Consider the following 12,767-nt stretch of genomic DNA (forward strand, 5'->3'; position numbering starts at 1 on the left):
GTGGCGCTGCGCTGAGGTGTGAAGAGGCCCTGCCGGAGATCGGCGGGGCCATTTGTTTTAGAACTCCCGCCAGAGGCTGAGGGTGAGGGCCGAATTCTCTGGCGCGTCGAAGGGGATTTCGCTGCCCAATTGCAGACGGTATTTGGTGAAGCTGGGCGACAGGACGATGGAGGGGGCGAATTTGGCATAGGTCTCACCCCCGGTGTAGGTGAGAAAGACCTGCGCCATTCCGGTGGTCACGGGGGTGAAGTCGAGCCCCACGGTGCTGTCGATCTTAATGACCTCTTGCGAAAAGCCGAACTCCCACCTTGCGGAGGCATCGACGGTAAGCCAGCCATTCCGTTCGCCCAAGGTGAAGCCGCGGCCCCAAGACAGCCCGGCCCTGAGGTGGGGCGAGATGAACTCCCCCGACCAGCTTGCCCCGGCGCCAATGTCATAGGCCCAGCGGCCCGTGTCACTCGGCTCTCCCAAGGGGAAGCGCAGGAAGACGGTGGCATGGCCGCTTTGCAGGCCAAAACGGCTTTGTGCGGTGTTGAGGTCGAAGCCGAGTGTGAGCCGCTCGCGCAGCCCGTATTCGATATAGGTGCTTTGGGAGAGGTCGTAGAAGTAAGTCGCCGAGAAGGAGCTTGAGATGAAGGTCGTGCCTTCCTCGCGCAGCCACGGCCCGGCGTGGGCGGCGGTGGGGCTGAACTGGCAGGCCAGCAGGGTAAGGCAAAGGGCAGATCGCATGGCAGGCTCCTGCTGCGATCTTGGTTAATAGCGGTTAACAAATCGTTGCTTGCCGGGAGGAAGGTGAAAACCCGGCGCCGAGGGCACCGGGTTTCGCAGTTGCTATGTCAGGGTCGCCCGGCGTGGGCTCAGACGTGGGCCTTGTTGCCGCGGGGGCCTGCGATGAGCCAGACGATGAAGCCCAGCACCGGCAGGATGATGATGCCCAAGACCCATGCGATCTTGGCCGCGCCCGAGGCGCTGGAGGTGACGACCTGATAGATGGCGTAGATGTCGGCGATGAGGATGATGAGCCCTAAAAGTCCATATTCCATTGTTTGATCCCTCTCGAATGGGTGCGTGTCTATTGAGTGATCAACCCAAGCGCGCGCCCAATTGTTCCCGGACCGCGCCGCGCTGGGCCTAAGCCGATCCCCGCCGGTCTGCCCGTATTGCGGGAACCGGTGCCGCCTGCCTTGGGTTTTGTTGGTACAGCAATCATGAGAGGAACAAGCCATGACTGACACGACAGCACCCGCATCGCTGGTTTCTTCGGACAACGTGAACGGCACCGCCGTTTTCGGCGCAGATGGGACCGAAATCGGCCATATCGACCACCTGATGATCGACAAGAAATCCGGCAAGGTCGCCTATGCCGTTATGGGCTTCGGCGGCTTTCTGGGGCTCGGGGAAGAGCATTATCCGGTGCCGTGGAACGCGCTGAACTATGACCCCTCGCGCGATGGTTTCATGACCAACATCGACGAGGCCACAGTCAAAGGCGCGCCGGAGCGGACCGAGCAGTGGCACAGCGACCGCGCGTGGCAAGAGCGGACGTTCGATCACTACGGCGTGCCTTATTACTGGATTTGATAGGCGCTCTAGATGGTTAAGGGAGGCGATGACGCCTCCCTTTAGCTGTGGCGATAGTCTGCGCAGCCCATTGTTTTCGCGCAGCGGATCGGGTCTGATGAGAGTGCGGCTGGTTTGGCCGTGATTGGAAAGGAACCCCGATGCGCCGAATGATCGCTCTCGGCCTGCTGCTGACCCTTGGAGCATGCGGCGTGCCATTCGTACCCTTCATTTGATTTAGGAGAACCCTTCGATGGAAGCCTTTCTTGATACGCTTGGCGCGGTGGCGCTGATCGCGCTCGTGGTGGTCGGGCTTGCCGCCGGGGCCATTGCCGGGGCCGTGGCGGGCCGGAACCGAGTTCTTTACCTTGGTCTGGGGGTCGTCGGCGCCGTGGCGCTGCCCTTCATCCTTGCCGCGCTGGGCGTGACAGTGGTGGCCGCGGGGGGCTTGCTGTTGCTGCTGGTCGTCGCCGCAATCGGTGCGGCGCTGGTGTTGGCCTTGGTGGCGGCGCTGCGACGGTAGCTGCGGCGTTTCGGTGCTGGATTGTGTAGGGGCCACCCTGAGCAGGGCGGCCCTTTTTCTTTAGCGTTTACGGCGTTTTACATTGCCGCCGCGCATCCCGCCGCGGCCTGAGGTGCTGCGGCCCGAGGCTTGCTGCGCGGCATCGACGGCGCGGTCGACTGCCTGCTGGCGCGCCATCGGATCGTCGGCGACGGCAAGGTCCACAGCCTCCAGCCGTTTGACCTCGTCACGCAGGCGCGCAGCCTCTTCGAACTCTAGGTTCTCGGCGGCCTTGCGCATATCGGCGCGCAGCCCGTCGAGCACGGCTTGCAGGTTGCCGCCCGCCATCGGCTTGTCGACCTTGGCGGTGACGCGGTTCATGTCCACGTCGCCCTTGTAGAGCCCGGCGAGGATGTCCTCGACGTTCTTTTTCACCGTGGCGGGGGTGATGCCGTGTTCCTCGTTATAGGCGATCTGCTTGGCGCGGCGGCGCTCGGTCTCGCCCATTGCGCGCTCCATCGAGCCGGTGATGCGGTCGGCATACATGATCACCCGGCCTTCGGCGTTGCGCGCGGCGCGGCCGATGGTCTGGATCAGCGAGGTCTCCGAGCGCAGGAAGCCTTCCTTGTCCGCGTCCAGAATGGCGACCAACCCGCATTCGGGGATGTCGAGCCCCTCGCGCAGCAGGTTGATCCCGATCAGCACGTCGAAGGCGCCTAGCCGCAAGTCGCGCAGGATCTCGATCCGCTCGATTGTGTCGATGTCGGAGTGCATGTAGCGCACGCGGATGCCCTGTTCGTGCATATATTCGGTGAGGTCTTCGGCCATGCGCTTGGTCAGCACGGTGCAGAGCGTGCGGTAACCGTCGGCGGCCACTTTGCGCACCTCATCGAGCAGATCGTCGACCTGCATCTCCACGGGCCGGATCTCGACCTTGGGATCCAAGAGGCCGGTGGGACGGATGACCTGTTCGGTGAAGACGCCGCCCGATTGCTCGATCTCCCATGCCGCCGGGGTGGCGGAGACAAAGACCGATTGCGGGCGCATGGCGTCCCATTCCTCGAACTTGAGGGGTCGGTTGTCCATGCAGGAGGGCAGGCGGAAGCCGTGTTCGGCCAGCGTGAACTTGCGCCGGTAGTCGCCCTTGTACATGCCGCCGATCTGCGGGACCGAGACGTGGCTTTCATCCGCGAAGACAATAGCGTTGTCGGGGATGAACTCGAAGAGAGTGGGGGGCGGCTCGCCCGGGGCGCGCCCCGTCAGATAGCGCGAGTAGTTCTCGATCCCGTTGCAGACGCCGGTGGCCTCCAGCATCTCGATGTCGAAGTTGGTGCGCTGCTCCAGCCGCTGCGCCTCCAGCAGCTTGCCGTCGGCGACAAGCTGGTCAAGCCGGGTGCGCAGCTCTTTCTTGATGCCCTGAATGGCCTGCTGCATCGTCGGCTTCGGCGTCACATAGTGGCTGTTGGCGTAGACGCGGATCTGGTCGAATGTGTCGGTCTTCTCGCCGGTGAGCGGGTCGAACTCGGTGATGCTCTCCAACTCCTCGCCAAAGAACGACAGCCGCCAAGCGCGGTCATCAAGGTGGGCGGGGAAGATCTCCAGACTGTCGCCGCGCACTCGGAAAGAGCCGCGCTGAAAGGCCGCGTCGTTGCGCTTGTACTGCTGGGCCACCAGATCGGCGATGACCTTGCGCTGGTCGTACATGCTGCCCGCTTTCAGGTCTTGGGTCATCGCGCCATAGGTCTCGACGCTACCGATGCCGTAGATGCAGGAGACCGAGGCCACGATAATCACGTCGTCACGCTCCAAAAGCGCGCGGGTGGCGGAGTGGCGCATCCGGTCGATCTGCTCGTTGATCTGGCTCTCCTTCTCGATGAAGGTGTCGGAGCGCGCGACATAGGCCTCTGGCTGGTAGTAGTCGTAGTAAGAGACGAAATATTCCACGGCGTTGTCCGGGAAGAAGCCCTTGAACTCGCCGTAAAGCTGCGCCGCCAGCGTCTTGTTGGGGGCAAGGATGATGGCGGGGCGCTGCGTCTCTTCGATGACCTTGGCCATGGTGAAGGTCTTGCCCGTCCCGGTGGCGCCCAGAAGCACCTGATCGCGCTCGCCCGAGTTCACCCCTTCGGTCAGTTCCTTGATCGCCGTGGGCTGGTCGCCCGCCGGGTCGAATTCGGTGACCAGTTTGAACTTATGGCCGCCCTCCAGTTTGGGGCGGTTGCGCACGTCTGGGGCGGGGTTTGCCAGCATCGGCATCCCCTCGGTCTTGTCGGAATGGGCATAGGGCATCGCGGGTATCCTTCGTCAAGCTTCCCATAGGTGCCCTCTTTCACGCGGGGTTCAAGGGGCAGGGGGCCGCGAAGGGCGCATTTGCCGCTACTTCATCAGCCGTTTGCGATTCTGTCGCACCTTGCGGGCTAGAGGGGCGAGCGAGGCGTCCATGATCTGATCGGGGCGTTTGCCCAGCATCATGGCCTGCGTCCCGGCGGTGAAGGCTTTGAATATGGCCGGGCCTTTCTCGGCCACCATGCGGTTGTTCTCACCGGGGCGGGCGGGCAGCGCGCCTGCCATGCCCAAGAGGCGCAGCGACATTACGATCTGGGTTTCCACCGCAAGGGCGGCGATCTGGCTTTGCAGGGCGAAGAGGGCGAAGGGGGTCATATGGAATACTCCAACGGGGTGGTCCTGATGTAGTCTCTGCACCGCAGCATGGTAGGGTTTATTTGCGCGGGCCTGCATTCCCTTGCCCCTTGGCACGGAATATTAGATAAAGCCCGAGGTTATTGAAGCGAGAGTCCCGAAATGCGCGCACGTATCTATCAACCCGCCCGTACAGCGATGTCCTCCGGCACGGCCAAGACCCGTGTCTGGCTGCTTGAGTTTTCGCCCGCGGAAGCGCGCAGGGTCGATCCGCTGATGGGCTGGACATCTTCCGATGATACGCAAAGCCAAGTGCGCTTGCAGTTCGACACCCGCGAAGCCGCCGAAGAATACGCCCGCGATCATGGCATCGACGCGCAGGTGCAACTGCCCAACAAGCGCAAGCCCAACGTCCGCCCCGGCGGCTATGGCGAGAATTTCGCGACCGGCCGCCGTGGGGCGTGGACGCACTGAGGGTGTGAAGACTGGGGGTGTGAAGGTGGTCGCTTGCTTGCGCGGGCCATGCGCCCGCCCTTCGGCCCGCGCCAGTATTCATCTGACCGCGTAGCAGGTAGCACCACATTTTCGCGCGGTGGCGTGCAGCCCTGCGGCGATCGATACTGACGCCCGCCGGGCGTTTTCATTTCGGTTTAAAGCTTTCCCTTGTCTGCCGACGCGTTAGTTGTTGAACATGCAAACGAGGGGGACAAGAATATGACCGCAATCGTCGATTTCCTGAACACCGTCTTATGGGGCTACGTCCTCGTATATGGCCTGCTGGCTGTCGGGCTTTACTTCACCTGGCGCACTGGTTTCTTGCAATTCCGGCATTTCGCCGAATTCTTTCGCGTGGTCAGATCCTCGCGTGACACTTCCGCCGCGGGCATTTCACCATTTCAGGCGCTGACGATCTCTCTCGCCAGCCGGGTCGGTACGGGCAACCTCGCCGGGGTGGCCGTGGCGATCTATCTCGGCGGGCCGGGGGCTGTGTTCTGGATGTGGGTTGTGGCGTTCGTCGGCATGGCGACGGCCTATGCGGAATCGACCTTGGCGCAGCTTTACAAGGTTCGGAACGCGGATGGGCAATACCGTGGCGGGCCGGCCTTCTACATGTCCCGGGGCATCGGGTCGAACGCCATGGGCTATGTCTTTTCGGTCTGCCTCATCATCAGCTTCGGCCTGATCTTCTCGGCGGTGCAGGCAAACTCGATCTCCGTCGCGATGGAGGAAGCCTTTGCCATTCCCAAACTCGTCACCGGCCTTGTCGTCGGCGGTTTTGCGGGCATCGTCATCTTCGGCGGGATCAAATCCATCGCGCGGGTCGCGGAAAAGATCGTTCCCGCTATGGCCGGGCTCTATATCGTCGTGGCGTTGCTCGTCGTGGTTCTGAACATCGCCGATGTGCCCGCCATGCTGGCCCTGATCGTCAAATCGGCCTTTGGTTTCGAAGCGGCGGCAGGCGGCTTTACGGGGGGCTTCATGGTGGCCCTGCTCAACGGTGTGAAGCGCGGTCTGTTCTCGAATGAGGCGGGCATGGGCTCGGCCCCGAACATCGCCGCCGTCGCGGTGCCCGATCCGCACCATCCGTCCAGTCAAGGGCTGGTGCAGGGGCTTGGCGTCTTTATAGATACGCTGGTGATCTGCACGGCCACAGCGCTGATGATCCTGCTCTCGGGCGTGGTCGACCATTCCGAAGGTGCGGCGACCGGCATGGCGCTGACCCAGATCGCTCTGGAGCAGCATATCGGCGCATTCGGCCCGATCTTCATCGGGATCGCCATCTTGTTCTTCGCCTTTACCTCGATCATCGGGAATTATTCCTATGCCGAGAACGCGATGGAGTTCCTTGGGATGGGCAAGCGGATCCCGCTTCTCGTGCTGAAGGCGCTGGTGATCGCGATGGTGGTCTGGGGCTCGTTGCAGGCGGTCACGACCGTGTTTAACTTCGCCGATGCCTCCATGGCGCTGATGGCGACGGTCAACCTGATCGCTATCCTGATCCTGTCCAAGACCGTTGCCAAACTCACGCGGGATTATTTCGCGCAGCGCAAGGCGGGGAAGGAGCCGATGTTCAGGATCGCCGAATATGCCGAGCTTGGCGATGGCGTCGACCATACGATCTGGAACAGCAATGTTGCCCGTGAAACGGAAGGCGCCAAGCCCGACTGAACGCAAGGGAAGGCGAGGGGGTGACCCCTCGCCTTTCCCCTTTCGCGCGTGATTTCCGTTATTCTGTGAAAAGATGCGACAGGTCGCAGCGGGCGAGGGCCGCGTTCAGTTCCCCCGCAGCGGCATCGAGTATGCCGGCTTCGTCCAGTGCCGTTTTGCGGTCTCTCATGCGGACTTCCCCATTGACGATGACCGTATGTACATCCGCGGCATTGGCGAATTGCGCGACCGTGGTCAGGGGCATCATCGGCGGGTAGAGATGCGGTTTGCGGCGGTCGAGCATGACGATATCCGCCTTCTTGCCCGGTTCGAGTGAGCCGAGGTCCGCATCCATCCCAATCGCCTTGGCGGCGTCGATGGTGCACATTTCCAGCACGTCACGCGGCATCATCACCTCCGGGTCGCGGAAGTGGCGGCGGTGGTAGTGCAGGCATTGGGCCATGTGGCGGAACATGTCATAGCCCCGGTCCGGCGCTGCGGCGTCCGAGCCGAGGGCGACGTTCACCCCCATCTCGCGCAGTTCGGGCGCGGGGCAGCGGCCCAGAACCGACATGATGGCCGAGGGGTTGTGAACGATCGACGCGCCGCTGCGTTTGGCCGCGTCCATATCCTCGGGGGTGAGGTCGACCGAATGGGACAGATAGGCCCATGGGCCGAGGATGCCGAGGTCTTCGGCCAGCGCGATGGAGCCGGACCGGTGCCCATCCTGAGTGAACAGCAGCCCATGTTTTTCACGCAGGTCCATCGCGGCGCGGCACATCGCGCGGATGTCCTCCGGGGCCTGCGCAAAGTCCTCGGGCGAATAGACCGGCATGATGAGGCAGACCCCCGCGCCATCGTTCAAGAAATCCCCGTTGGTTTGCGCGAGTTCACCGCAGACCTCTAACTGATCCTCGAAGGACAGGCTGACCTCCCGGTCAAGGTCCAGACTGCGGTAGGGCTTGGGGAAGGGGCGGCGGTTCAGGCCCGCGGCCAGCATCGTTCGGATGCCGATCTCACGCGTGGCATCGCAATGCAGATTGCCCGCTTCGGCCGTATCGGTGCGGTAATGATCCGCCCCGCCGCCGAGCAGCATCGTGCAGGTGGTGATCCCCGCCTTCAGCCGCTCAAGCCCCGAAAGCCGGGCTTCGGCCTGCCAGAACGCGGGGGTGGAGCCGCGGGTGTAGATCGTCTCGCAGGCCTGAAACCACGCATCGCCATCGCCGCTGCCCAGGTTGCGCGTCAGCCCGTGGCCCGCATGGGCATGGCTGTCGATCAGCCCCGGAAGGGTGATCATATCGCGCCCGTCGATCACCTCGGCGGTCTCGGGGAGGGGCACATCGCCCGCGGGGCCGACGGCGGTGATACGGTCGTTTTCGAACAGCACGGTGGCATCGTCGATGATACGTCGCTCCGCGTCCATCGTGATCGCGGTGGTGTGGATGATCGCATGGCTGGTCATTACAGGTCCTCGCTCAACGCGGCCCCGAGGACATCGTCCTGCGCCGCAGCGCCGTCTTGCGAGGCTTCAAGTTTCAAAGTGCGCTCCGCTTCCAGAAGGTGGGCTTCCATCTCCATCATCGCGGTTTCGAAATCCCCTGCTGCGAGGGCCGCGACAATGGCGGCATGTTCGTCCGGGCCGCATTGCGTATCGCATTTCGGTTTGAACACAGCCGTGACCAAGGTGCTTTTTGAAACGAGGTCGCGCAGGATATCGGCCAAGAGGGGAGAGGCGGCGAGTTCGGCCAGCAGCATATGAAAGGCGCCCGAGAGCCGGATGATGCGCGCCGTGTCTCCTGCTGCCAGCGCTTCGCGTTCTTCGGCGATATGGGCTTCCAAGGCGGCCAGTTTCTCTTGCGCGCCGTGTTTCTTCAGCGCTTCGATCACGCCGCGTTCCACGACGCGGCGGGTGAAAAAGACATCGCGGGCTTCGTCGACCGATGGTGTGGTGACAAAGGCGCCGCGGTTCGGGATGTGGCTGACCAACCCGTCATGGGTCAGTTGGTCCAATGCCCGGCGAATGCGCGGACGGCTGGCGCCAAAGATTTCGCACAGCCGTTCCTCTTTCAATCGCGTGCCGGGCGGCAGGCGACGTTCGGCGATGGATTTCCAGATCCGTTCATAGATCTGCTTCTCCGTGAGCTTTGCTCCTGTCACCTATCGGCCCCCCTCAAATCTTTATTTACTGAATTTGCCTCAATAGTCGTCGAAACGCCCGATAAAGTGCAAGCAATTTATGTCAGCACAGATTGTTAACAATAATTGTAGACAGAAAAATGGAATCGTGCCAGCCTAGCTTTAGTCGCTGTGATGCAGGTCCGCTGTGCTCGCAGGGCGGCACGAACAGGGAGATAACAATGACACCGCGCAAATTTCTATTCACCTCGGCTCTGGCGCTCAGCTGTGCCAGCATGGCGCAGGGCGAGACCTTCCGTCTTGGCACCAATGGCGACCTTTACGGTCTCGACCCGCATTCGATGACCGACAGTTTCACCGTCTCATTCTTGAACCACGTCTATGAGGCGCTGGTCCGCTACGACGCCGATCTCAAGATCGAACCGGCGCTCGCCACCAGTTGGGAACAGATCGACGAGACCACGGTGCGCTACAAACTGCGCGAGGGGATCAAGTTCCACGACGGGCAGGATTTCTCAGCCGAAGACGTGGTGGCATCGGTCAAACGGGCCGCACATGAAGATTCCCCCATTCGCGGCAATATCGCCGGTCTGGTCGATGCCAAGATGGTCGATGAGATGACTGTCGATCTGATGCTCGACGGCCCGAACCCGCTTTTGAACAACTTCCTGACCAATGTGCTGATCTTCGACAGCGGCTGGCTTGAAGAACATGACGCGCTTGACCCGATCGACGCGCAGAAAGGCGAAGAGGGCTACACCACCTCCAACGCCAATGGCACCGGCCCCTTCCGCTTTGAATCCCGTACCCCGGACGCGCAGACCGTGCTGACCGTGAACGACGATTGGTGGGACGAGCCGCAGCACAATCTGACCCGGATCGAGCTGAACCCGATCAATTCGGACGCGACCCGTGTCGCGGCAATGCTCTCGGGGGAGCTGGACATGATCGTGCCCTCGCCCTTGCAAGACGCCAAGCGGATCGAGGCCACCGAGGGCATGCATGTGCTCGAAGCGCCGGGCCTGCGCGCGATCATGATGGGCATCAATATGTCCGACACGTCGAACAACCCCAACCAAGACGACAACCCGCTGCAAAAGGTCGAGGTTCGTCAGGCGCTGGTTCATGCGATCAGCTATGACCTGCTGCGCGAGAAGATCATGCGCGGCAAATCCCGCAACCTCGGCGGTTTGCTGGCCCCGCAGGTGCCGGGCTTTGACGAAGGGGTCGATGAAATCCCCGCCTATGATCCCGAAAAGGCCAAGCAGATGCTGGCCGATGCCGGATACCCCGAAGGCTTCAGCCTGAACATGAACTGCCCCAATGATCGCTACGTCAACGACGCGGCGATCTGTCAGGCGCTGGCGGCGATGTTTGCCCGCGTCGGCGTCAAGGCAGACCTCACGGCAGAGACCAAGGCGATCCATTTCGAGCGCGCCCGCGCCAATGAGACCGACATGTTCATGCTGGGCTGGGCCACGCTGCCGATGCTCGACGGCTTCTCGGTGCTCTCGGCGATGCTGCACACGCCCGAAGGGCAGATGGGCACATGGAACCCCGGCGGCTACTCCAACCCCGAGGTTGACCGTCTGACCAAGGCCGTGGCGACCGAGCTGGATGCCGAAAAGCGGATGGAGATGATGGTCGAAGCCTTCCGCATCGCCGATCAAGAGGTGGCATGGTTGCCGCTGCACGCCCAGCCCCTGTCCTGGGCCGCGCGCGATGCCGTGAAGATCCCTCAGACCGCAGACGACAAGCCGCGCCTCTGGCTTGCCCGGATCGAGTAACCTGCCCCCGGGCGGGCGCCCCTCCTCACGCCCGCCCACCGATAACCTTGCCAGCCGGAGGCCAGCATGTTCGCCTTTCTTATCCGCCGCATCATACAGGCCGCGCTGGTGATGCTCGTCGTCGCCTCGATCGCCTTTCTGATGTTCCGCTTTCTGGGTGACCCGATTTCCAACCTTCTGCCCGAAGATGCCACCGTGCAGGACCGCGCCGAAATGCGCGAGAAGCTGGGGCTCAACGACCCCGTTCTGGTGCAATACGGGCGTTTCATCGCAGATGCGGCGCAGGGCGACTTTGGTCAGTCCTATCGCAACAACCGCCCCGTCTCGGACCTTCTGGCCGAACGCTTTCCCGCCACCGCCGAACTGGTCTTGGTCGCCGCCGGTCTGGCGCTGGCACTTGGGGTGCCCTTGGGCATCTATACCGCCCTCAACCCGCGCGGCTGGCTGAGCCAAGGGTTGCAGGTGATCTCGCTCCTGGGGATCTCGGTGCCGACCTTCGTCACCGGCATTCTGCTGATCCTCGTCTTCTCGGTCTCGCTGGGATGGCTGCCAAGCTTCGGGCGCGGCAAGGTGGTCGATCTCGGCTGGTGGACCACGGGATTCCTGACGGTATCGGGCCTCAAGGCGCTGATCCTGCCCGCGATCATGCTGGCGCTGTTCCAGATGACGCTGATCATGCGGCTGGTGCGGGCCGAGATGCTGGAGGTGCTGCGCGCGGATTACATCAAGTTCGCCAAGGCCCGCGGCATCCCGAACCGCATGCTGCATTTCAAATATGCGCTGAAGAACACGCTCATCCCGGTGATGACGATCTTTGGTCTGCAACTGGGGGGGCTCATCGCCTTTGCCATCATCACCGAGACGGTCTTTCAATGGCCGGGGATGGGCTTCTTGTTCATTCAGGCGGTGAACTTCACCGATGTCCCCGTGATGGCCGCCTATCTGGTGCTGGTGTCCTTCATCTTCGTCGTCATCAACACGCTGGTCGACCTTTTGTACAATGTCGCCGACCCGCGCCTGCGGGCCGAAAGAACGCCCGCGCGCGGCGTCTGAGGAGGTTTCCCTATGTCAAACTTCATGCCCATGCTCTATGCCTTCTGGGACAGCGATATCACCTACAGCTTCCGCAAGTCGCGCGTGGCGGTGATCTCGGCGCTGGTGCTGCTGGCGATGTTCCTCACGGCGATCTTCGCCCCCAGCCTTGCCCCGCAGGACCCGTTCAACATCGCCGAGCTGGACCTCTTCGACAGTGAGTTGCCCCCGGCCTGGGCCGAGGGCGGCAGCGCCGCCTACCTGCTTGGCACCGACACGCAGGCCCGCGATGTGCTCTCGTCGATCATGTACGGGATGCGGATTTCCCTGCTGGTCGGTTTCGCCAGCGTGATCCTTGCCGCCGTGATGGGCGTGGCGCTTGGCCTTTTGGGCGGCTTTCTCGGCGGGATCGTCGATGCGGTGCTGATGCGGATCGCCGATGTGCTGCTAAGCTTTCCGCCGATCCTCGTGGCGCTTTTGATCAACGGCATTCTGCGCGGTGCGCTGCCCAGTTCGGCGCAGGCCGAGTCGGCGCTCATTGTGCTGATCCTGTCGATCGGGCTGACCAACTGGGTGCAATACGCCCGCACCGTGCGCGGCTCGACCATGGTGGAGCGCCGGAAGGAGTATATCGAGGCGGCGCGCACCTTGGGCACCGGCAAGCTGGCAATCATGATCAAACATATCCTGCCCAATGTGCTCGGCCCCGTGCTGGTCATCGCGACGATCAACCTCGGCATGGCGGTGCTGACCGAGGCGACGCTGAGCTTTCTCGGTGTCGGCATGCCGCCCACCCAGCCCTCGCTCGGCACGCTGATCCAGATCGGCAACGAATTTCTGTTCTCGGGCATCTGGTGGGTCGTCGTCTTTCCCGCCGCGGCGCTGGCGATCCTTGTGCTGGCGGTCAACTTGCTGGGCGACTGGCTGCGCGATGCGCTCAACCCCAAACTGCGCTGAGGTAATCC

13 protein-coding genes are annotated in these 12,767 nt (G+C 62.6%); 7 read left to right on the forward strand and 6 right to left on the reverse strand.

The features are described 5' to 3' along the window. Positions 1 to 57 precede the first annotated feature (57 nt). Both ACGYLO_RS07780 and ACGYLO_RS07785 read right to left on the reverse strand, forming a co-directional pair. Entirely contained in the window at positions 58 to 729 is a 672-nt protein-coding gene (locus tag ACGYLO_RS07780; protein ID WP_271688988.1) for a hypothetical protein, read from the reverse strand. A 128-nt stretch (positions 730 to 857) separates the two neighbouring features. Beyond that, entirely contained in the window at positions 858 to 1,043 is a 186-nt protein-coding gene (locus tag ACGYLO_RS07785; protein ID WP_067268122.1) for a PLDc N-terminal domain-containing protein, read from the reverse strand. Between the two features lie 181 nt (positions 1,044 to 1,224). Here ACGYLO_RS07785 and ACGYLO_RS07790 point away from each other — a divergent pair, with 181 nt between their 5' ends. Both ACGYLO_RS07790 and ACGYLO_RS07795 read left to right on the forward strand, forming a co-directional pair. After that, positions 1,225 to 1,581, forward strand: a complete 357-nt coding sequence (locus ACGYLO_RS07790; protein WP_067268120.1) for a PRC-barrel domain-containing protein — start codon at positions 1,225 to 1,227, stop codon at positions 1,579 to 1,581. A gap of 232 nt (positions 1,582 to 1,813) precedes the next feature. Next, entirely contained in the window at positions 1,814 to 2,083 is a 270-nt protein-coding gene (locus tag ACGYLO_RS07795; RefSeq protein WP_271688989.1) for a GlsB/YeaQ/YmgE family stress response membrane protein, read from the forward strand. A gap of 60 nt (positions 2,084 to 2,143) precedes the next feature. Here ACGYLO_RS07795 and uvrB read toward each other — a convergent pair whose 3' ends face one another. Beyond that, complete coding sequence (gene uvrB, locus ACGYLO_RS07800; protein ID WP_271688990.1) at positions 2,144 to 4,348, reverse strand: excinuclease ABC subunit UvrB; 2,205 nt, start codon at positions 4,346 to 4,348, stop codon at positions 2,144 to 2,146. Positions 4,349 to 4,435: 87 nt separating this feature from the next. After that, entirely contained in the window at positions 4,436 to 4,720 is a 285-nt protein-coding gene (locus ACGYLO_RS07805; protein ID WP_271688991.1) for an antifreeze protein, read from the reverse strand. 141 nt (positions 4,721 to 4,861) lie between these two features. Between ACGYLO_RS07805 and ACGYLO_RS07810 the strand changes: the two genes are divergently transcribed. Beyond that, the gene (locus ACGYLO_RS07810; protein ID WP_067268114.1) at positions 4,862 to 5,173 is read left to right on the forward strand and encodes an ETC complex I subunit; all 312 of its coding nucleotides are present in this window, start codon (positions 4,862 to 4,864) and stop codon (positions 5,171 to 5,173) included. Between the two features lie 240 nt (positions 5,174 to 5,413). Then, a complete protein-coding gene (locus ACGYLO_RS07815; RefSeq protein WP_394376372.1) occupies positions 5,414 to 6,868 on the forward strand; it encodes an alanine/glycine:cation symporter family protein in 1,455 nt (484 codons plus the stop codon). Positions 6,869 to 6,926: 58 nt separating this feature from the next. On the opposite strand, the gene ACGYLO_RS07820 is transcribed toward ACGYLO_RS07815, so the two are convergent. Both ACGYLO_RS07820 and ACGYLO_RS07825 read right to left on the reverse strand, forming a co-directional pair. After that, positions 6,927 to 8,309 (reverse strand): amidohydrolase family protein, encoded by a 1,383-nt coding sequence (locus tag ACGYLO_RS07820; RefSeq protein ID WP_394376373.1) that lies wholly within the window; start codon positions 8,307 to 8,309, stop codon positions 6,927 to 6,929. After that, positions 8,309 to 9,004, reverse strand: coding sequence for a GntR family transcriptional regulator (locus ACGYLO_RS07825; RefSeq protein WP_271688994.1), 696 nt, complete (start codon positions 9,002 to 9,004; stop codon positions 8,309 to 8,311). Before ACGYLO_RS07825 ends, ACGYLO_RS07820 begins: the two co-directional genes overlap by 1 nt. 200 nt (positions 9,005 to 9,204) lie before the next feature. On the opposite strand from ACGYLO_RS07825, the gene ACGYLO_RS07830 reads away from it, so the two are divergent. The 3 genes from ACGYLO_RS07830 (at position 9,205) to ACGYLO_RS07840 (ending at position 12,759) form a co-directional block, all read left to right on the forward strand. Then, entirely contained in the window at positions 9,205 to 10,770 is a 1,566-nt protein-coding gene (locus ACGYLO_RS07830; RefSeq protein WP_271688995.1) for an ABC transporter substrate-binding protein, read from the forward strand. Between the two features lie 66 nt (positions 10,771 to 10,836). Beyond that, a complete protein-coding gene (locus ACGYLO_RS07835) occupies positions 10,837 to 11,823 on the forward strand; it encodes an ABC transporter permease (RefSeq protein WP_168613039.1) in 987 nt (328 codons plus the stop codon). Between the two features lie 12 nt (positions 11,824 to 11,835). Next, on the forward strand, positions 11,836 to 12,759 hold the full coding sequence (locus tag ACGYLO_RS07840; protein WP_168613040.1) for an ABC transporter permease: 924 nt from the start codon (positions 11,836 to 11,838) through the stop codon (positions 12,757 to 12,759). Positions 12,760 to 12,767: the final 8 nt, after the last annotated feature.

Origin of the sequence: Sulfitobacter sp. 1A13353 (assembly GCF_043557255.1) — a bacterium.
GTDB lineage: Bacteria > Pseudomonadota > Alphaproteobacteria > Rhodobacterales > Rhodobacteraceae > Sulfitobacter > Sulfitobacter faviae.

Bases quoted from the DNA above. Each gene is read 5' to 3' on its own strand.
- ACGYLO_RS07780 (WP_271688988.1), bottom strand. From the start codon at position 729: ATGCGATCTGCCCTTTGCCTTACCCTGCTGGCCTGCCAGTTCAGCCCC.
- ACGYLO_RS07790 (WP_067268120.1), top strand. From the start codon at position 1,225: ATGACTGACACGACAGCACCCGCATCGCTGGTTTCTTCGGACAACGTG.
- ACGYLO_RS07835 (WP_168613039.1), top strand. From the start codon at position 10,837: ATGTTCGCCTTTCTTATCCGCCGCATCATACAGGCCGCGCTGGTGATG.
- ACGYLO_RS07840 (WP_168613040.1), top strand. From the start codon at position 11,836: ATGTCAAACTTCATGCCCATGCTCTATGCCTTCTGGGACAGCGATATC.
- ACGYLO_RS07815 (WP_394376372.1), top strand. From the start codon at position 5,414: ATGACCGCAATCGTCGATTTCCTGAACACCGTCTTATGGGGCTACGTC.
- ACGYLO_RS07795 (WP_271688989.1), top strand. From the start codon at position 1,814: ATGGAAGCCTTTCTTGATACGCTTGGCGCGGTGGCGCTGATCGCGCTC.
- ACGYLO_RS07785 (WP_067268122.1), bottom strand. From the start codon at position 1,043: ATGGAATATGGACTTTTAGGGCTCATCATCCTCATCGCCGACATCTAC.
- ACGYLO_RS07810 (WP_067268114.1), top strand. From the start codon at position 4,862: ATGCGCGCACGTATCTATCAACCCGCCCGTACAGCGATGTCCTCCGGC.
- ACGYLO_RS07830 (WP_271688995.1), top strand. From the start codon at position 9,205: ATGACACCGCGCAAATTTCTATTCACCTCGGCTCTGGCGCTCAGCTGT.
- uvrB (WP_271688990.1), bottom strand. From the start codon at position 4,348: ATGCCCTATGCCCATTCCGACAAGACCGAGGGGATGCCGATGCTGGCA.
- ACGYLO_RS07805 (WP_271688991.1), bottom strand. From the start codon at position 4,720: ATGACCCCCTTCGCCCTCTTCGCCCTGCAAAGCCAGATCGCCGCCCTT.
- ACGYLO_RS07820 (WP_394376373.1), bottom strand. From the start codon at position 8,309: ATGACCAGCCATGCGATCATCCACACCACCGCGATCACGATGGACGCG.